The sequence below is a fragment of the Burkholderia sp. COPS genome (genome assembly GCF_019425585.1).
Classification (GTDB): Bacteria; Pseudomonadota; Gammaproteobacteria; order Burkholderiales; family Burkholderiaceae; genus Burkholderia; species Burkholderia cepacia.
In genome coordinates this window covers 64,638-82,075 of the sequence record NZ_WIXR01000032.1, presented here as the reverse complement: position 1 = coordinate 82,075, position 17,438 = coordinate 64,638, and the positions used below count along the sequence as shown (strand labels likewise).

The 17,438-nt window shown below is 68.7% G+C and carries 18 protein-coding genes and 1 pseudogene; 11 read left to right on the top strand and 8 right to left on the bottom strand.

From position 1 onward, the window contains the following. The first annotated feature begins 78 nt into the window (after window positions 1-78). Window positions 79-1,149 carry an MBL fold metallo-hydrolase gene (locus tag FOZ70_RS25485; protein ID WP_048023538.1) on the top strand — a complete coding sequence of 357 codons (1,071 nt, stop codon included), beginning with the start codon at window positions 79-81 and terminating at the stop codon, window positions 1,147-1,149. Window positions 1,150-1,276: 127 nt separating this feature from the next. Further along, window positions 1,277-1,936 carry a glutathione S-transferase family protein gene (locus tag FOZ70_RS25480; RefSeq protein WP_021164299.1) on the top strand — a complete coding sequence of 220 codons (660 nt, stop codon included), beginning with the start codon at window positions 1,277-1,279 and terminating at the stop codon, window positions 1,934-1,936. Window positions 1,937-2,035: 99 nt separating this feature from the next. Here the strand turns inward: FOZ70_RS25480 and FOZ70_RS25475 are convergent, their stop codons facing one another. From FOZ70_RS25475 to FOZ70_RS25465, 3 genes are all read right to left on the bottom strand, one after another. Next, window positions 2,036-2,728 carry a phosphatase PAP2 family protein gene (locus FOZ70_RS25475; protein ID WP_021164300.1) on the bottom strand — a complete coding sequence of 231 codons (693 nt, stop codon included), beginning with the start codon at window positions 2,726-2,728 and terminating at the stop codon, window positions 2,036-2,038. 485 nt (window positions 2,729-3,213) lie between these two features. Continuing rightward, window positions 3,214-3,852 (bottom strand): 2-hydroxychromene-2-carboxylate isomerase, encoded by a 639-nt coding sequence (locus FOZ70_RS25470; protein ID WP_021164301.1) that lies wholly within the window; start codon window positions 3,850-3,852, stop codon window positions 3,214-3,216. Between the two features lie 154 nt (window positions 3,853-4,006). Next, window positions 4,007-4,828 (bottom strand): IclR family transcriptional regulator, encoded by an 822-nt coding sequence (locus FOZ70_RS25465; RefSeq protein WP_059487545.1) that lies wholly within the window; start codon window positions 4,826-4,828, stop codon window positions 4,007-4,009. A 172-nt stretch (window positions 4,829-5,000) separates the two neighbouring features. Here FOZ70_RS25465 and FOZ70_RS25460 point away from each other — a divergent pair, with 172 nt between their 5' ends. The 4 genes from FOZ70_RS25460 (at window position 5,001) to FOZ70_RS25445 (ending at window position 9,835) form a co-directional block, all read left to right on the top strand. After that, on the top strand, window positions 5,001-5,987 hold the full coding sequence (locus FOZ70_RS25460; RefSeq protein WP_059487759.1) for a hydroxymethylglutaryl-CoA lyase: 987 nt from the start codon (window positions 5,001-5,003) through the stop codon (window positions 5,985-5,987). After that, the gene (locus tag FOZ70_RS25455; RefSeq protein WP_219707133.1) at window positions 5,984-7,309 is read left to right on the top strand and encodes a CaiB/BaiF CoA-transferase family protein; all 1,326 of its coding nucleotides are present in this window, start codon (window positions 5,984-5,986) and stop codon (window positions 7,307-7,309) included. Before FOZ70_RS25460 ends, FOZ70_RS25455 begins: the two co-directional genes overlap by 4 nt. An 83-nt stretch (window positions 7,310-7,392) precedes the next feature. Further along, entirely contained in the window at window positions 7,393-8,700 is a 1,308-nt protein-coding gene (locus tag FOZ70_RS25450) for an MFS transporter (RefSeq protein WP_059496248.1), read from the top strand. A gap of 1 nt (window position 8,701) precedes the next feature. Continuing rightward, complete coding sequence (locus FOZ70_RS25445; protein ID WP_219707130.1) at window positions 8,702-9,835, top strand: amidohydrolase family protein; 1,134 nt, start codon at window positions 8,702-8,704, stop codon at window positions 9,833-9,835. 31 nt (window positions 9,836-9,866) lie between these two features. On the opposite strand, the gene FOZ70_RS25440 is transcribed toward FOZ70_RS25445, so the two are convergent. The 3 genes from FOZ70_RS25440 to FOZ70_RS25430 form a co-directional block, all read right to left on the bottom strand. Next, window positions 9,867-10,343: an SRPBCC family protein gene (locus FOZ70_RS25440; protein ID WP_059487757.1), complete on the bottom strand. Its 477-nt coding sequence runs from the start codon at window positions 10,341-10,343 to the stop codon at window positions 9,867-9,869. A gap of 120 nt (window positions 10,344-10,463) precedes the next feature. Beyond that, the gene (locus FOZ70_RS25435; protein ID WP_219707128.1) at window positions 10,464-10,949 is read right to left on the bottom strand and encodes an SRPBCC family protein; all 486 of its coding nucleotides are present in this window, start codon (window positions 10,947-10,949) and stop codon (window positions 10,464-10,466) included. Then, complete coding sequence (locus FOZ70_RS25430; RefSeq protein WP_048023525.1) at window positions 10,921-11,286, bottom strand: metalloregulator ArsR/SmtB family transcription factor; 366 nt, start codon at window positions 11,284-11,286, stop codon at window positions 10,921-10,923. Before FOZ70_RS25430 ends, FOZ70_RS25435 begins: the two co-directional genes overlap by 29 nt. Window positions 11,287-11,490: 204 nt before the next feature. On the opposite strand from FOZ70_RS25430, the gene FOZ70_RS25425 reads away from it, so the two are divergent. Both FOZ70_RS25425 and FOZ70_RS25420 read left to right on the top strand, forming a co-directional pair. After that, the gene (locus FOZ70_RS25425; protein WP_042975362.1) at window positions 11,491-12,021 is read left to right on the top strand and encodes a GNAT family N-acetyltransferase; all 531 of its coding nucleotides are present in this window, start codon (window positions 11,491-11,493) and stop codon (window positions 12,019-12,021) included. A gap of 170 nt (window positions 12,022-12,191) precedes the next feature. Further along, complete coding sequence (locus FOZ70_RS25420; protein WP_059487540.1) at window positions 12,192-12,770, top strand: hypothetical protein; 579 nt, start codon at window positions 12,192-12,194, stop codon at window positions 12,768-12,770. 48 nt (window positions 12,771-12,818) lie between these two features. On the opposite strand, the gene FOZ70_RS25415 is transcribed toward FOZ70_RS25420, so the two are convergent. Continuing rightward, window positions 12,819-13,403 (bottom strand): TetR family transcriptional regulator, encoded by a 585-nt coding sequence (locus FOZ70_RS25415; protein ID WP_021159936.1) that lies wholly within the window; start codon window positions 13,401-13,403, stop codon window positions 12,819-12,821. 346 nt (window positions 13,404-13,749) lie between these two features. Between FOZ70_RS25415 and FOZ70_RS25410 the strand changes: the two genes are divergently transcribed. Continuing rightward, complete coding sequence (locus FOZ70_RS25410; RefSeq protein WP_060219988.1) at window positions 13,750-14,454, top strand: SDR family oxidoreductase; 705 nt, start codon at window positions 13,750-13,752, stop codon at window positions 14,452-14,454. A gap of 64 nt (window positions 14,455-14,518) precedes the next feature. Here the strand turns inward: FOZ70_RS25410 and fabV are convergent, their stop codons facing one another. Further along, entirely contained in the window at window positions 14,519-15,721 is a 1,203-nt protein-coding gene (gene fabV, locus FOZ70_RS25405; RefSeq protein ID WP_021159934.1) for an enoyl-ACP reductase FabV, read from the bottom strand. A 161-nt stretch (window positions 15,722-15,882) separates the two neighbouring features. Here fabV and FOZ70_RS25400 point away from each other — a divergent pair, with 161 nt between their 5' ends. Continuing rightward, window positions 15,883-16,416, top strand: coding sequence for a MarR family transcriptional regulator (locus FOZ70_RS25400; protein WP_011353812.1), 534 nt, complete (start codon window positions 15,883-15,885; stop codon window positions 16,414-16,416). A gap of 88 nt (window positions 16,417-16,504) precedes the next feature. Beyond that, window positions 16,505-17,438: pseudogene (locus FOZ70_RS25395) on the top strand (NAD(P)H-binding protein); the annotation flags it as partial.

Genomic DNA, 17,438 nt, shown 5'->3' with positions numbered 1-17,438 from the left:
GGCCCGCGCGGCGACAGCGGCGGCAGCGGCGGCCCGGGCCGGACAATGCGCATCAACCAGCGACGGAGCGACTTCGCGATGATCTTCCGGCAACTCTTCGACCCGCAATCGTCGACGTACACGTACCTGCTCGCCGACCCCGCGTCGCGCGAAGCACTGCTGATCGATCCGGTGTTCGAGCAGGTGCGCCGTGACGCGGCGCTGCTCGACGAGCTCGGGCTGCGGCTCGTCGCGACCGTCGACACGCACGTGCATGCCGATCACGTGACGGGCGCGTGGCTGCTGAAGCAGCGCACGGGCAGCACGATCGCGATCTCGGCCGCGAGCGGCGCGCAGGGCGCCGATCGTTACCTGAACGACGGCGACCGCTGTGCGTTCGGCGCGCGCTACCTGACCGTGCGCGCGACGCCCGGCCACACGAGCGGCTGCATCAGCCTCGTGCTCGACGACGAATCGATGGCGTTCACCGGCGATTGCCTGCTGATTCGCGGCACCGGCCGCACCGACTTCCAGCAGGGCGACCCGCGCGCGCTGTATCGCGCGGTGCACGGCCGGCTTTTCACGCTGCCGGCCGCGTGCCTGCTGTATCCGGCGCACGACTATCGCGGGCTCACGGTGACGAGCGTCGGCGAGGAGCGGCGCTTCAATCCGCGCCTCGGCGGCGATCTGAGCGAAGACGATTTTGCGGGCTACATGCGCAACCTCGGGCTCGCGCACCCGCGCCAGATCGATGTCGCGGTGCCGGCGAACCTTCAATGCGGCGTCGCCGCGAACGCGCCCGATGCGCAGGCGGCACCCGACTGGGCGCCGCTCGTCTACACGTTCGCCGGGTTCTGGGAAATCGATCCGCAATGGCTCGAGGATCATTTGCAGGCGGTGCAGGTGGTCGACGTGCGCGAGCCGGACGAATTCACGGGCCCGCTCGGCCATCTGCCCGGCGCGACGCCGATTCCGCTCGGCGAACTGGCCGCGCGTGCCGGCGAGATCGCGCGCGACCGGCCGGTCGTGACCGTGTGCCGGGCCGGCGGGCGATCCGCGCAGGCGACCGTGATCCTGCTGAAAGCCGGCTTCGACACGGTCGCCAATCTCGGCGGCGGAATGCTGCGCTGGCGTGCCGAGGGGCGCGTCGTGATGGACGGCCGGTCGTAACGGCACAAGTCGCACGACAAAAATTAATTCCGGACCGCTGTCGAAACGGCCGGGTGCCGTTCGTCGTCAAGGTATCCGATCACGTGGCGCCGCACGACGCGGCGCCGAAACCCGGAGAGACCGCACGATGATACCGACGCTTTACGCCCATCCCTTTTCGTCCTACTGCCAGAAGGTGCTGACCGCGCTGTACGAGAACGGCACGCCGTTCGCGTATCGCGTGCTCGCGCACGACGATCCGAAGCCGATGCAGGAACTGGCCGCGCTGTGGCCGCTGAAGCGCTTTCCGGTGCTCGTCGATGCCGGCCGCACCGTGATCGAGGCGTCCATCATCATCGAGTACCTCGGCCTGAACCATCCGGGCCCCGTGCGGCTGCTGCCCGATGATCCGCACGCGGCGCTCGAGGTGCGCACGATGGATCGTTTCTTCGACAACTACGTGTCGACGCCGCAGCAGAAGGTCGTGTTCGATGCGCTGCGGCCGGAAGCCGAGCGCGATGCACGCGGTGTCGCCGATGCGCGCGCGATGCTCGACACGTCGTATGCGTGGCTGGACAGGAAGATGGCCGATCGCGAATGGGCGGCCGGCGACCGCTTCAGCCTCGCCGACTGCGGCGCGGCGCCGTTCCTGTTCTATGCGGACTGGACGCACCGGATCGATCCGTCGTTCGCGAACGTGATCGCGTATCGCAAGCGTCTGCTGGCGCGGCCGTCGTTTGCGCGCGCGGTCGACGAGGCGCGGCCGTATCGCCCGTTCTTTCCGCTGGGCGCGCCCGATCGCGACTGAACGGCGTGGGCGTCGCGCGGCGCGCCGACGCCGCGCATGGCCGGCAGCGCGTGCCGGGGCGACGGAACGAAAGCAGCGGCAGCATCGCGGCGTCCCCCGTTACATCGTGCGGGTGGCCGACTGCGCGAGCGTCAGCAGTTCGTCGAACTGCGTGATCAGCTCGAAGCACAGCAGGAACGCGAGCGTATAGGCCGGCGCGGGGAAGCGCCGGATCGTCGCCAGCACCTGCGGCGCGAAGCGCGAGCGGATCGCGTCGCGCGTCAGCAGCCATGCGATCGCGATGCCGATCGCGGCGCCGGCGATCAGGTCGGTCGGGTAGTGGAAGCCGAGATAGGCACGCGGTACGCAGATGAACACGACCGCATACAGCAGCGCGAGCACGCCGACGCGGCGCGCGATGATGAAGATGCCGGTGGCGATCGCCATCCACAGCATCGCGTGATCGCTGGGAAACGAACTCCATGCCTGCAGCGTGGCCGCGCGCAGCCCTGCCGACGGGAAGTGCAGGTGCAGTTCGGGGTTGTAGATCGGCCGCACGCGGAACGGCAGCACCTGGGCGAGCAGCCGGCCGAACGCGAGCGCAATGAGCCCGCTCGCGATCGTCGCGACGACCAGTTCGCGCTGCCGCTCGCGGTTCGGGCCCGGCTGGAACCACAGCCAGCACAGCACGGGAATGAGCACGAAGCCCTTGAACGTGTACAGGCCCGCGATCACGCGGATCGCATGATTCATCAGCGGTCCGAACGTGATGTGGGTGAGGAAGGTCTGGATCGTGGTGTCGAAATTGTTCATGTCGTGCGATCCCGGCGGACGCCCGATGCATTGCGCGCGGCCGGCCGGATCTGGAAGCGCGCTCGCACCGGAGCGCAACGGGGGGCAAGTATGGTCACCCGTTATTTCGAAGAAAATGCGAAAAAATACCGGGAATCCCCTGATGAAACGGGGCTGTGCGATGGGGCCGGATGGGCGGGCGCCGTGTGGCGGGGGGATCGAAATCGTCCGATATTTCCGCGTCGATGCGCGCGGCCATCGGAAAAATAATCGGTAGAACTGGACAGTCGCGCGGGCCGGTGTGGATCTTGCGCCGGATGAACGGTTCTCGCGCCGGATGCGCGCGAATCTGCCGGGTCGCGCGGCGTCATGCGTGCGCCGATCGAAAATAAAAGAAAAGGCGGGCAAGCCCTGTGGGCCTGCCCGCCATGGGCGTGCGGTGCGGAAATTCAGCGGCGCCGGATTCGTGCCGTGAGCGCCGTGAGCGCCGGCCGGCCGCGGCCCCGTCAGCCGCGCCGGATGCCTTCGGGCAGTGCGCTGATGCGGCGCACTTCAGGCGAATCGAGCCACGTGCGCGACGTCGCGCAGTCGGCGAACATGTCGGTCGCATCCTCGCCCCAGAACAGGTCGCCGTCGAGTTCGAAGGTCGGCACGCCGAATACGCCGTGCGCGATCGCATCGTCGGTGTTCGCGCGCAGCGCGTCCTTGACCGGCTGGGCTTCGACGGCCGTCACGCCTTCCGGGAAGCCGACGGCTTCGCACAGCGCGGCGAACCCTTCCGGCGTCGACACGTCCTGGCCGTCGCGCCAGATATGCCGGAAGATCCGGCGGATCGCGTCGGGTGAACTGCCCATCGCGATCGCGAGACGCAGCGGACGGATCGGATTGAACGGGTGCGCGGGCGGCATCCGGAATGCAATGCCGAGCTTGTCCGCGCGATATTGCGCGTGGCGATAGGTGAAGACGCGTTTCGCCGCGATCTCGGCCGGTGCTTTCTGGCCCCAGTGTGAGAGCAGTGCGCCGAGCACGATGGGCCGCGGCTCGAACGCGGCGGCGGCCGGCAACCGGTCGAACTGTTCCTGCTGCAGGTACGCGAACGGCGAGACGAAATCGAAATACCAGCTGGCGGTGCGCGCGGCGTTCATGGTGGCTGCCCTCATGGGTGTCCGATTGGCGGTGGCACGCGCGGCACGCCCGCGGGCGGCGCGCGATGCATGCATCGGCGGCCAGTGTCGCACGCGGCTGCCTTTTGCGTCGTTGCGTTGTAGCGCTGTTGCGTGGCAGTGCGCGCGCCGCCGGTCACGACGCCGTGTCGTCGTGGCCTGCTGCCGACGCGAACTGCGCGAGGCTGTCACGTACGGCCGCCGCGTCGTAGCGTGCGCCTGCGCCGCCGAGCGCCACGGTCGCCTTCTGCGCGAGCGGCAGCAGCATCGCGAGCGCTGCCGCCATGGCCGGTGCGGCGGCGAGCCGCGATTTCGGGCCCGATACGGTCAGCGCGCCCACACACTCGCCAGCCGCACCGAACACGGGTACGGACGCCGAAGCCGTCTCGGGGTCGCGCTCGCCGTAAGACGCGGCCCAGAGTCGTTCGCGCACGTCGTGCCATTGCGCATCCTGCGTGTCGGTGAACGCCAGCAGCACCTTCCCGGACGCGCCCTGGCGAACCGGAAATTCCTCGCCGACACGAATCGACACGCGCACCGCGCGGGCGGGCTCGACCCGGTACAGCACCGAGCGCATGTCGCCCTGGCGCACGTAGAACGATGCCGTTTCGCCGAGTTCGCGGCTGAGCGTTTCGAGCAGCGGCTCGACCACCGGGCCGACCCGGAACGAACGCTGGTACAGCGCGGCGAGCCGCAGCGGCTCGTGCCCGATCGCGTACTGGCCGTCGTCGAGCTTGCGCATGAAGCCGCCATGCTCGAGCGCGGCGAGCAGGCGCAGGATCGTGCTCTTGTACAGCCCGGTGCGGCGCGACAGCTCCGCGAGCGACAACTGGTCGTCGGTTTGCCCGAAGGCGCGGAGGATCGCAAACGCGCGATCGAGGACGGCGACGCCGCTGGACGCTTCTTCGGCCGGCGAATCGGGCTCGTTGCCGGCGTGATCGGTGTGAGTCGTAGGCACTGCCTGCTTCCTTCAGAGGATGATCGGCCGACTATATCGTTCTGTCTGGCAGAACTCAAGTTCCAGAAAATCGCAATTTCACGGGTATACCCCGCTTACAGCACGTTCGACGCACGCTTAGAGTTCTGTCAAACAGAACGATGTTCTTTCAGATGGAACGGTGGGGTATCAAATGAGCGTTTCCGAATATCCGAAGGTGTTGGTCAGCGAGGTCGGGCCGCGCGACGGCCTGCAGAGCATCCGGGCCGTGATGCCGACGGCCGGCAAGCTGCGCTGGATCACGGCGCTGGCCGCGGCCGGCTTGCGCGAGATCGAGGTCGGGTCGTTCGTGCCGGCGAGGCTGTTGCCGCAGATGGCCGACGTGCGTGAGGTCGTCGCGCATGCGCTGGCGATTCCCGGGCTGCATGTCGCCGCGCTCGCGCCGAACCTGCGCGGCGCCGAGGGTGCATTCGAAGCAGGCGTGCACAAGCTGACGCTGCCGGTATCGGTGACGGAGGCGCATTCGCTGGCGAATATCCGCAAGACGCCCGCGCAGATGATCGACGAGGTGCGCGCGATCGTCGCGCTGCGCGATGCGCGGTTCCCGTCGGTGCAGATCGAGGCGGGCGTGTCGGTCGCGTTCGGCTGCACGATCGCGGGCGCCGTCAGCGACGACGAGACGATCGCGATGGCGGTGGCGATGGCCGAATGCGGGGTCGACGAGATCGGGCTGTCCGACACGAGCGGTTATGCGAACCCGGCGCAGGTACGCCGGCTGTTTGCCCGGCTGCGCCGGGAAGTCGGCGACAAGGCGGGCGGCGCGCATTTCCACAACACGCGCGGGCAGGGGCTCGCCAACGTCGTCGCGGCGCTCGACGCGGGCGTGACGACGATCGATGCGAGCCAGGGCGGCCTCGGCGGTTGCCCGTATGCGCCGGGCGCGACCGGCAACATCGTCACCGAGGATCTCGTGTTCCTGCTCGAATCGATGGGATTCGACACGGGTATCGACGTCGACGCCCTGCTCGCCGCGCGCGCGATCCTGCACGCGGCGCTGCCGGCCGAGGCGTTGTACGGCCATGTGCCGGACGCCGGTTTGCCGAAGGGCTTCCGTTATGCGGACGGCCGTTCTCCAACCGCGCCGCAACCGGAAGGATGCCTGGCGGGAGTCGCGCAATGAACGGCCGCCAACCCGCTTCGATGCTGCCGTACGCCGGCGTCCGCGTGATCGAGATGACGCACATGGTGATGGGCCCGACCTGCGGGATGCTGCTCGCGGATCTCGGCGCGGAAGTCATCAAGATCGAACCGATCGCCGGCGACAGCACGCGCGCGCTGCGCGGTTCGGGCGCGGGATTCTTCGGGATGTTCAACCGCAACAAGAAGAGCCTCGCGGTCGACGTGAAGGATCCGCGCGGGCTCGAGATCGTGCTGCGGCTCGTCGCGACGGCGGACGTGTTCAGCGAGAACTTCAAGAGCGGCACGATGGACCGGCTCGGCCTCGGTTATCCGGCGCTGCACTCGCTGAATCCGCGCATCGTGTACGTGTCGCACAAGGGCTTCCTGCCGGGGCCGTACGAGCATCGCACCGCGCTCGACGAGGTGGTGCAGATGATGGGCGGCCTCGCGTACATGACCGGCCCGGAGGGGCGGCCGCTGCGCGCGGGCGCGAGCGTGAACGACATCATGGGCGGCATGTTCGGCGCGATCGGCGCGATGGCCGCGCTCGCGCAGCGCGAGCGCACCGGCCGCGGCCAGCAGGTGCAGAGCTCGCTGTTCGAAAACAACGTGTTCCTCGTGGCGCAGCACATGATGCAGTTCGCGGTGACGGGGCAGGCCGCATCGCCGATGCCGAGCCGGATTTCCGCGTGGGCCGTCTACGACGTGTTCTCCGTGAAGGACGGCGAGCAGATCTTTCTCGCGGTCGTGTCGGATACGCAGTGGGCGCTGTTCTGCGATGCGTTCGGGCTGGCTGCGCTGAAGGACGATGCGCGCCTCGCGACCAACAACCTGCGCGTGCAGGCGCGCGAGTGGCTGCTGCCCGAACTGCGCGCGCGGCTCGCGCCGCATTCGGCCGCGGAGATCGGCGCGATCTTCGAGTCGATCGGCCTGCCGTATGCACCGATCACCAGGCCGCAGGACCTGTTCGACGACCCGCACCTGCTGGCGACGGGCGGCCTCGCGGACGTGACGTTGCCGGCCGATGCGAGCAGCGCCGGGCGGCCGGTCGACACGCGCACCGCGCTGCTGCCGCTCACGCTCGCGGGCGAGCGCCTGCGGCTGCGCTCGGCGCCGCCGGCGCTCGGGCAGGACACGCGCGCGCTGCTTGGCGAACTCGGCTACACGCCGGACGAGGCGCGCGCGCTGATCGAAGCCGGCGTCGTGGCCGGGCGGCACGACGCGGACGGCGCGGACGGCGCGGACGGCGCGGACGGCGCGGACGGCGCGGACGGCGCGGCGGCGGGCGGCGCGCCGTCGCCGAACGAACTGGCGAGCGCGTAGCGCGGCCGCGATCCCCTGATCGAACAAAGGCGTCCCGGCCGCGCCACGCGCGGGCGAGGATCGCCCTATCCACGGAGACAACCATGACATCCGCATTCCCGGCGCTGGCCGCCGATCGCGAGACCGATGCATCGATCGAGCAGCGGGCCGTGCGCAAGGCCGCATGGCGCTTCATCCCGCTGCTCGCGCTCGCGTATTTCTTCAATTACCTGGACCGCACGAGCGTCGGGTTCGCGGCACTCACGATGAACCGCGATCTCGGGCTGACGGCGACGCAGTTCGGCTGGGGCGCGGGGATCATGTTCGCCGGCTACTGCGTGTTCGAGGTGCCGAGCAATCTCGCGCTGTACCGCTTCGGCGCGCGCCGCTGGCTCGCCCGCATCATGATCACGTGGGGCGTGATGGCGGCCGCGACTGCGCTCGCGACCGGGCCGACGAGTTTCTATGCGATCCGGTTGCTGCTCGGTATCGGGGAAGCCGGGTTCTTTCCGGGCGTGATCTTCTTCCTCGCCGTGTGGTTTCCGGCGAGCTACCGCACGCGGGTGCTGGCGTGGTTCACCGTGTCGACGCCGCTGTCGTCGCTGATCGGCGGGCCGCTGTCGACGTGGCTGTTGCAACTCGACGGCGCGCTCGGGCTGGCCGGCTGGAAATGGATGTTCATCGTCGAAGGGCTGCCGGCGTGCGCGCTCGGTTTTCTCGTGCTGAAGCTGCTGTCCGATTCGCCCGCGGATGCCGCGTGGCTGACGGGCGACGAGCGAGCCGCGCTGCAGCGCGCGTTCGAGCGCGAAGGCGCGGCCGCCGGCCGCAAGAAGCGCTTCGGCGTCGCGCTGCGCGACGTGCGCGTGTACGTGCTCGCGCTGATCTCGTTCGGTTTCACGATGGGTTCTTACGGGATCGGCATCTGGCTGCCGCAGATGCTCAAGGCGCACGGCATGTCGACGATGCAGACGGGCTGGCTGTCCGCGGTGCCGTACTTCTTCGCGACCGTCGCGCTGCTGTGGTGGGCGAAGCGCGTGGACCGTCGCGGCGGCCCGGTCGCGAACCTGGCGATCGGGCTGTTCATTGGCGCGGTGGCGCTCGGCGTCTCGACGCACTTCCTGACGCTCGGCCCCGCACTCGCCGGCATCACGCTGGCGCTGGTCGGCACGATCGCCGGCCGCACGATCTTCTACACGCTGCCCTCGCGCTTCCTGTCTGGCCAGGCGGCGGCCGGCGGGCTCGCGCTGATCAACTCGATCGGCGCGCTCGGCGGCTTCGCCGGCCCATATCTCGTCGGCTATCTGAAGGACGCCTTCGGCACCTTTACCGCCGGCATGCTCGGCCTCGCGATCGTGCTCGCGATCACGACGCTGCTGACGTTGTCGCTGTACGCGTTCGACCGGAGCGAATGACATGGACACGACGCTTTCGATCAAGCGGCGCCGGCTGCTCGGCGCGGCCGCCGCATCGCTCGCGCTGCCCGCGTTCGCCGAGACGCGCGCGGCGACCCAGGAGGGAGTTTCCCGCATGACGACGCAAAGCAACTATCTGGCGGTCCGCCCCGACTGGCTCGCGTCGGCGCTCGAACCCGTGCTCGAGCCCGACCTGCCGATCGTCGATGCGCATCATCATTTCTATGAGCGGCCGGGCTGGATCTACATGCTCGACGACTATCTGCAGGACGCGCGCTCGGGCCACAACATCCAGGCGTCCGTCTACATGCAGGCGCAAACGCGCTATCGCGATGCGGGCCCGGTCGAACTGAAGCCGGCGGGCGAGACGGCCTACGTTGCCGGCGTGACCGAGCCGCTGCAGCAGCACGGCCGCCCGGCTGTCGCTAAAGGCATCGTCGGCCATGCGGACCTGCGTCTCGGCGAGCGCGTGCGCGAGGTGCTCGAAGCACATCTCGAAGCCGGGCGCGGGCGGTTTCGCGGCGTTCGTCACCTGACGACCTGGGATGCCGATCCGACGCTCGCCAATCCGCTATCGGCGGTGCCGCGCGGCCTGCTGCTGGATTCCGCGTACCGGGCGGGCGTCGCGCAGCTCGCGCCGCTCGGGCTGTCGTACGACGCGTGGCTGTTCTTTCCCCAACTCCCTGAACTGTTCGAGCTCGCGAAGGCGAATCCCGATACGCGCATCATCGTCAATCACTGCGGCGGCGTCGTACGGATCGCGAGTTATGCCGACAAGCGGCCGGAGGTGTTCGAACGCTGGTCGGCGTCGATGCGCGCGCTCGCGCGGCTGCCGAACGTGTACGTGAAGGTCGGCGGGCTCGGGATGCGCATCAACGGTTTCGATTTCGAGAAAGGCGCGCGGCCGCCGTCTTCCGTGCAGCTCGCCGACGCGTGGAAGCCGTGGATGATGACCTGCATCGACGCGTTCGGCCCCGAGCGCTGCATGTTCGAGAGCAATTTTCCGGTCGACAAGGGCTCGTATTCGTTCGTGAACGGCTGGAATGCGTTCAAGCGCCTGACGGCGCAGGCAAGCCCGGACGAGCGCGACGCGCTGTTCCGCGGCACGGTCACGCGGGCTTACCGGCTCGGCTGACGCGCGTCGCGACGACAGGCCCGGCGCTTGCTCACCCCGCCTCCACCAGCGCCGCCAGCCTCGCCAGCGCCATTTGCCAGCCGGTTTCGTTGTCGGCGGCCGGCACGCCGGGCGGCACCCCGTCGTGCACGGCGTCCACGCGCGTGCCGCCCGCTTCGTCGGACAGCGTGATCGTGATCGTCATGGCGCCGCGCAGCATCGGATCGTCGGTTTCGAACACGTCGATCTCGACGATCTGCTCGTCCGGCACGAGCGTGACGAAGCGGCCGTGATAGGTATCGGTGCGCGCGGTGGTCTTGCCGGTACCGGCCGACGGTGCGTCATAGCTCAGCGACACGCGCAGCGCGCCGCCTTCGCGCGCGTCGTACGCATGCACGCGGCACGTCATGCCGTCGGGCACCTTCCATTGTTCGACCGCGTGCGGATCGAGCAGCGCACGGTAGACGCGCCCGCGCGGGGCGTTCAGGTGCCGGCTGACCCGGGTCGAATGCGTGTGCGTGTGCAACATGTCGCCTCCCGCGGAGCGCGCGCGACGGTGCACGCCGGCGGGCCGGCGTGTCGTCGTGCTTCCTTCAGGAATCCTAGGCGCGCGCGAGGCGGCATGCAATGATCGCGCACCCGGCCGCGCTCAGCACAGCGCGGCCGCGAAGGCGTCGAGCTGCGTGATGCAGGTGTTCCAGCCCTCGAAGAAGCCGAGCGCTTCATGGCGCTCGCGCGTGGCGGCGTCCGGATGCATCACGCGCGCCTCGTAGCGGCTGCCCGCATCGTCGTCGGCCATCGTGACGACTGCCGTGAACCCCATCCACGGCACTTGCGGCCGCCAGCCGCCCGCGAGCATCGACGTGAACGCGATGCGCGATTCGGGCACGATTTCGAGGAAGCAGCCGGGGTTGTCGCTCGTGCCGCCGTCGGGGCCGCGCATGAACGTGTGGAAAGCGCCGCCCGGACGCAGGTCGAATGCGCGTACTTCGGTGGTCCACGGTTTCGGGCACCACCATTCCTTCAGCAGTTCGGGGTCGGTCCACGCACGCCACAGCGCGTGGCGCGGCGCGTGCAACGTGCGCGTGATGACGAGATCGTGGGCTTCAGCGGGGTCGACGGGGCTGGCTGACATCGTGCTCCTCCTGGTGACGGCGTTCGACGAATTCGACGAGACGATCGGATCGTGCTTCCCACAGCGCGCGTTGCGCGGCGAGCCATGCCTCGGCTTCGGCGAGCCGGCTGCCGACCAGTGTGCAGGTGCGCGAGCGGCCGGATTTCCGGGTCTGCACGAGGCCGCTGCGCTCGAGCACGGCCACGTGCTTCATGAACGACGGCAGCGCCATGTCGAACGGCTCGGCCAATGCGGAGACGGTCCGCTCGCCCTGGCCGAGCGCGCCGACGATCGCGCAGCGCGTTGGATCGGCGAGGGCGTGGAACACGTCGCTGATGCCGGGTTGAAAGTTAGCCATGTGGCTAAGTGTAGGCAATGGGAACGGCGATGCAACGGAAATTTTCGTCGCGTAGGATGATGGGGCGGTAACACGCGCCGACCGGGCGCGGTATCGCCGCATGCCTGCTGCCGTTGCGCGAGCCGCGACGATCGGCCGGTGTTCTTTCCGATCCGGCCGCCCACCGAACCCGTGCGGGCGGCCCACCTGACTCCCGGAGATGGCATGACCGAATCCGTTACCGTCCGCCGCATCGACGCGGGCGAAGCGATGACCTGCGTCGATGCGCTGGCCGACGTGCTGATCGATTGCGTCGAGGGCGGCGCGTCCGTCAGCTTCATGTTGCCGATCGGGCGGCCGACCGCCGTCGCGTTCTGGACCCACGTCGCCAACGGCGTCGCGAACGGCGAGCGCATCCTGCTCGTTGCCGAGGACGCGGCCGGCCGGATCGTCGGCACCGTGCAGGTCGTGACCGCGCAGCCGGAGAACCAGCCGCATCGTGCGGATATCGCGAAGATGCTCGTGTCGCGTCACGCGCGCCGGCAGGGCATCGCCGGGCGGCTGATGGCGGCGGCCGACGCGGCCGCGCGCGATGCCGGCAAGACCGTGCTCGTGCTCGATACCGTGACGGGCGGCGACGCCGAGCGACTGTACGAGCGGGCCGGCTGGCAGCGCGTCGGCGTCGTGCCGAACTATGCGTTGATGCCCGACGGCACGCCCTGCGCGACGACGTATTTCCACAAGCAACTCGCGTAACGGGGCGCGCGATGCATCCTGTCGCTCCGGCGCTTGTCTCCCCGGTCGCGGCGAGCGCAGGGCCCGGGGCGACCGCGCCCCGTCCGGGAATCAGGCAGGGCCGGAGACGTCGCCAGTCCGATATAGTCACGCAGGAAGATTTCAGCTGCACGCCCCGGAACCCCGCCTCGATGAAACGCTCCCATGTCGTTTACGCCCTCACGGGCCTGCTTGTCGCGCTGCCGATTGCCGCGTATGCGCTGGTCAAGCCGCTACGCGTCGTCGCGCCTGCGCTGGTCCCCGGAGTGTCGTGCCCGAGCGCCGATCTCTGCACCGACGATGCCGCGAGGCTCGGCGACGCACGGCAGCTCTATCGCGACGGTTATGCGCGCGCGGCGGCAGCCGTCGGTGCGTTCCGGGAGGCGCCGCGTGTCGTGTTCTGTTCGACCCGCGCGTGCGCCGATGCATTCGGCCTCGGCCAGCGCGCGGCGCTGACGCTCGGGAATTTCGGCGTGGTTGTCGCACCGCGCGGCTGGCAGACCTACTTTCTCGCGCACGAGCTGATCCATCACCGCCAGGCGGAAGTGCTCGGCAACCTGGCCGTCGTGACCAAGCCGCGCTGGCTGATCGAAGGGATGGCGTATTCGCTCAGCGACGATCCGCGCCATCCGTTGGCGGAGCCGTTCGAAGCGTGGCGCACGCGTTTCGACGCATGGCATGCGGCGCTGGGCGGGCAGCCGCTGTGGGAGGCCGCGCGGGCGGTCGAATAGCGCGGGGCAAGGGCGCCGCGCGCGCCGTCTTGCCCCGCCGTCTGCCCGTCATGCCGGCGCGGACGGATCGTCGCGCCCGGCGGTGAGCGCGTCCCGCCCCGCCGCGAGGATTTCGTCGGCCAGCGCGGGCTCGGTGCCGGCGATCGCGCGCGACAGCACGAGCGCGCCGACCATCTGGCTGAAGACGGCGATCGCGTCGCGACGCGTCTGCGCCGGTGTCCCGCCTTCGACGGCCACCATCCGTTCCAGCCGGTCGAGATACGTGGCGAGGCCGTGCGCGTAGCACGCACGCGCCGCATCGGTCAGTCGCGGCGCATCGCCCGCGAAACCGGACAGCGGGCATCCGGCCTCGACGTTGTCGCGATGCGCGGCCGACAGATACGACGCCACCTGCGCGTCGAGACTGCCGGCGTTCGGCGAATCCGCGCGGTCCTGCATGGCCTTTTCCATCACCTCGGCCACCAGCGCGTCTTTCGACTTGAAGTGGTTGTAGAAGCCGCCCTGCGTGAAGCCGGCTTCCTTCATCAGCTCCGTGAGTCCGACCGCGTCGACGCCGCGCACGCGGAACAGCCGCTCGGCGGCCGCGACAATCGCGCTCCGGTTCTCGGCAGCCTGCTGTCTTGAAACGCCCATCGATTCCTCCCTGATTTTTGCCGATCGCGTCGATTGAAAATCACAATGGCGACCACCATTGACATGAGCGGACTGCGTGAACACAATGCACGGCAAAGACAATGGTGATCGACATTGACATCGAGTGTAGCCGACTTGGCGGAGGGTGCAAAGCCGCTGCCGGAACAGCCGATGGCGATCGATCGGTGTCTTGGGCGCCGCCGGGGCACGTGTATCGGGCAACGGGCGGCTTGCCGCCTGCCGGCGGCGTACCGGTTCGGAACGCAATGGCAGCCTGGTTTTTCACCGGATCTCACGCGCGCGGCGAGCCGGCGCGCATGCGATTCATCATGCGAAAGGAAGCGTCATGAAGATCGAAGGTGCAGTGGTGTTCGTCACGGGTGCGAATCGCGGGCTCGGGCTCGAGTTCGCGAAGCAGGCGCTTGCGAGAGGGGCGCGCAAGGTCTATGCGGCGGCGCGCGATCCGGCCACCGTGACGCTGCCGGGCGTCGTGCCGGTGAAGCTCGACGTGACCGATCCGTCGGCCGTCGCGGCGGCGGCCGACGCGGCGCGCGACGTCACGCTGCTGATCAACAACGCGGGCATCGCGCGACTCGGCAGCCTGACGGACGACGGTGCGACCGACGCATTGCGCGACCATTTCGAAACCAACGTGTTCGGGATGCTGGCGATGTCGCGCGCGTTCGCGGGCATCCTCGCCGGCCATGGCGGCGGCGCGATCCTGAACATCCTGTCCGTCGCGAGCTGGGTGAACCGGCCGATCCTGTCGGGTTACGGCGTGTCGAAATCGGCCGCGTGGGCGTTGACCAACGGGCTGCGCCATTCGCTGCGCGAGCAGCGCACGCAGGTCGTCGGGCTGCATGCCGGCTTCATCGATACCGACCTGACGGCCGGCCTCGACGTGCCGAAGGCGACGCCGGCCGACGTCGTGCGCCAGGCGTACGAAGCGATCGAAGCAGGGGAAGAAGAAGTGTCGACCGACGAGTTCACGCGGCAGGTGAAGGCCACGCTGTCGTCGGGCGTCTATCTGGAAGAACCGGCGCCGCGTTGACGCCGCCGGAGTCTCGAACCCGCCTCCCGCGCCGCGTGGGCGGTACGGGCGGCGGGCCGGGCCGTCAGGCCGTGGTGTCGATGATGCCGGGGATCTTCACGTCCGGGTTCACGTCCGCGTCGTAGTCGACGCCGGCGATCTCGAAGCCGAACAGCCGCAGGAACTCGGTCTTGTAGCCGGCGAAGTCGGTCAGCTCGTACAGGTTGTCGTTCGTCACGTGGTTCCACTGCGCGACGACCTTCGCCTGCACCTGCGGATCGAGCTCCTTGTAATCCGCGCGCAGGCGGCCTTCCTCGTCGACGTGCGGCGTCGCACCGTACAGGCTGTCCTTGAACAGCCCGTACACCTGCTCGATGCAGCCTTCGTGCGTGCCGGTTTCCTTCATCGTCTTGAACAGCAGCGACAGGTACAGCGGCATCATCGGGATCGCCGAGCTTGCCTGCGTGACGACGGCCTTCAGCACCGACACGCGCGCATCGCCGCCGTGCGCGGCCAGCTTGTCGCGGATCGACAGCACCTTCTTGTCGAGATCCTTCTTCGCTTCGCCGATCGAGCCGTTCCAGTAGATGTCGTGCGTGATCTGCTCGCCGAGATACGTGAACGCGGTCGTCTTCGCGCCGTCGGCCAGCACACCGGCTTCATCGAGCGCGTCGATCCACATCTGCCAGTCCTCGCCGCCCATCACGGCGACAGTGCCGTCGATCTCTTCCTGCGTCGCCGGTTCCAGCGTGACGTCGCGGATCACTTCCTTGTCGGTGTCGAGGCCGCGGAACGTGACCGTCTTGCCGATCGGCTTGAGCGTCGAGCTGATGGTTTCGCCCGTTTTCGGATGCGTGCGGCGCGGTGCCGCGAGGCTGTAGACGACGAGATCGACCTTGCCGAGATCCTGCTTGATGGTGTCGATCGTGACCTGCTTGACCTTGTCGGAGAATGCGTCGCCGTTGATGCTGCGCGCATAGACCCCTTTTTCGGCGGCGAATTTCTCGAACGCGGCGCTGTTGTACCAGCCGGCCGTGCCCGGCTTCGTTTCGCTGCCGGCGCGCTCGAAGAACACGCCGAGCGTGTCCGCACCCGAGCCGAAGGCGGCCGAGATCCGGGCGGCGAGGCCGTAGCCGGTCGACGCGCCGATCACGAGCACCTTTTTCGGGCCGTTGGCGATCGGGCCGTGCGAAGTCACGTAGTCGATCTGTTCCTTGACGTTGGCTTCACAGCCGACCGGATGAGTCGTCACGCAGATGAAGCCACGCACGCGCGGTTTGATGATCATGGAAACCCTCTAGTCAGAAAGGCAGAAACGGCCTGAAATCGGAAAAATCCCGCGCATTGTAATGGAAGCGGCCGATCGCGGGCGGGCGCGGCCGGAACCCGGCGGATCGTCCGGTTATTTCTCTCTTGACAGAAATAACTGAAATGCCTAAATTTCACGCCATGGAACTCACACCGATTGCCGAACGATTCATTCTCCACTGGGGCGAAATGGGCTCGCGGTGGGGCGTCAACCGCACCGTCTCGCAGATCCACGCGCTGCTGTATCTGGCCGGCCGGCCGATCGCGGCCGACGAGATCGCCGAGACGCTCAACGTCGCGCGCTCCAACGTCAGCACGAGCCTGAAGGAGCTGCAGGCGTGGCGGCTCGCGAAGGTCGTGCATGTGCTGGGCGACCGCCGCGACCACTTCGAGACGTCGACCGACATCTGGGAACTGTTCAAGCTGATCGTCGAAGGGCGGCGGCAGCGCGAGATCGAGCCGACGCTCACGGTGCTGCGCGATTGCCTGACGAATCCGGAGATCGCGAACGAGAGCCGCGAGACCGAGCAGCGCATCCGCGACACGCTGCAGTTCGTCGAGACGCTCACGACCTGGTCGGACGAGATGCTGCGGCTCAAGCCCGATACGCTGATGAAGGCGCTCGGCATCGGCGCGAAGATCAGCCAGACGGTCAGGCGCAAGCCGTCGAAGTAAGCGTGACGCGCAGTGCGGGCAGGCAGCCCGCTTTTTTTGGGGTTCTTATTTCTGTCTGTACAGAAATAACTGTAAGTAGAGGATGAAAATGAACGCAGTCTTGCCGTCGACCTGCCCGCAGGGCCGCACCGGGGCGCGCCGCATGACGGTCCTTGTGTGCGGCGCGAACGGCTTCATCGGGCGGGCACTGTGCGCGCAGCTCGAAGCCGGCGGCCATCGTGTGCTGCGCGGCGTGCGGCATGCGGCCGGCCCGTGCGACGTCGCGATCGACTTCGCCGCCGACATCGATCCCGATGCGTGGCTCGCGCGGCTGAAGGGCGTCGACGTGGTGATCAATGCGGTCGGCATCCTCGCCGATCGGCGCGGCGCGGCGCTCGACGCCGTGCACCGTGCCGCGCCGTGCGCACTCTTTATCGCGTGCTGCCGCGCCGGCGTGCGGCGAGTGATCCAGATCTCGGCGCTCGGCGTCGAGCGCGGCGGCACGCGCTACTTCGCCAGCAAGCTTGCCGCCGACCGCTTCCTGCAGACGCTGCCGATCGACTTCCGGATCGTGCGGCCCGCGCTCGTCTATGGCACGGACGGCGCGTCCGCGCGGTTTTTCCGGATGCTCGCGAGCCTGCCCGTGCAGGTGCTGCCGGCGGGCGGCCGTCAGCGGCTGCGCCCCGTGCACGTCGACGATCTCGCCGAAGTCGTCGCGCGGCTCGTCGTGCAACCGGGCGATGCGTCGGCGGCCGGCCGCGCGGTGATCGACGTGGTCGGCAACGACGAAGTCGAATACCGCGAGATGCTGGCCCGCTACCGTGCCGCGCTGCGATTTCCGCCGGCCGCCCGCGTGACGCTGCGGGGCCCGCTGGCCGGCGCGGCGGCCGCGTTGCTCGGCACGCTGCCGGGCGCGATGTTCACGCGCGACACGTGGACGATGCTGCGTGGCGGGAACACCGGCGATCCTGCCGCCGTCACGACCATGCTCGGCCGGCCGCCGCGCGGGATCGACGGCTTCATCGGCACGGAAGCCGCCGCGC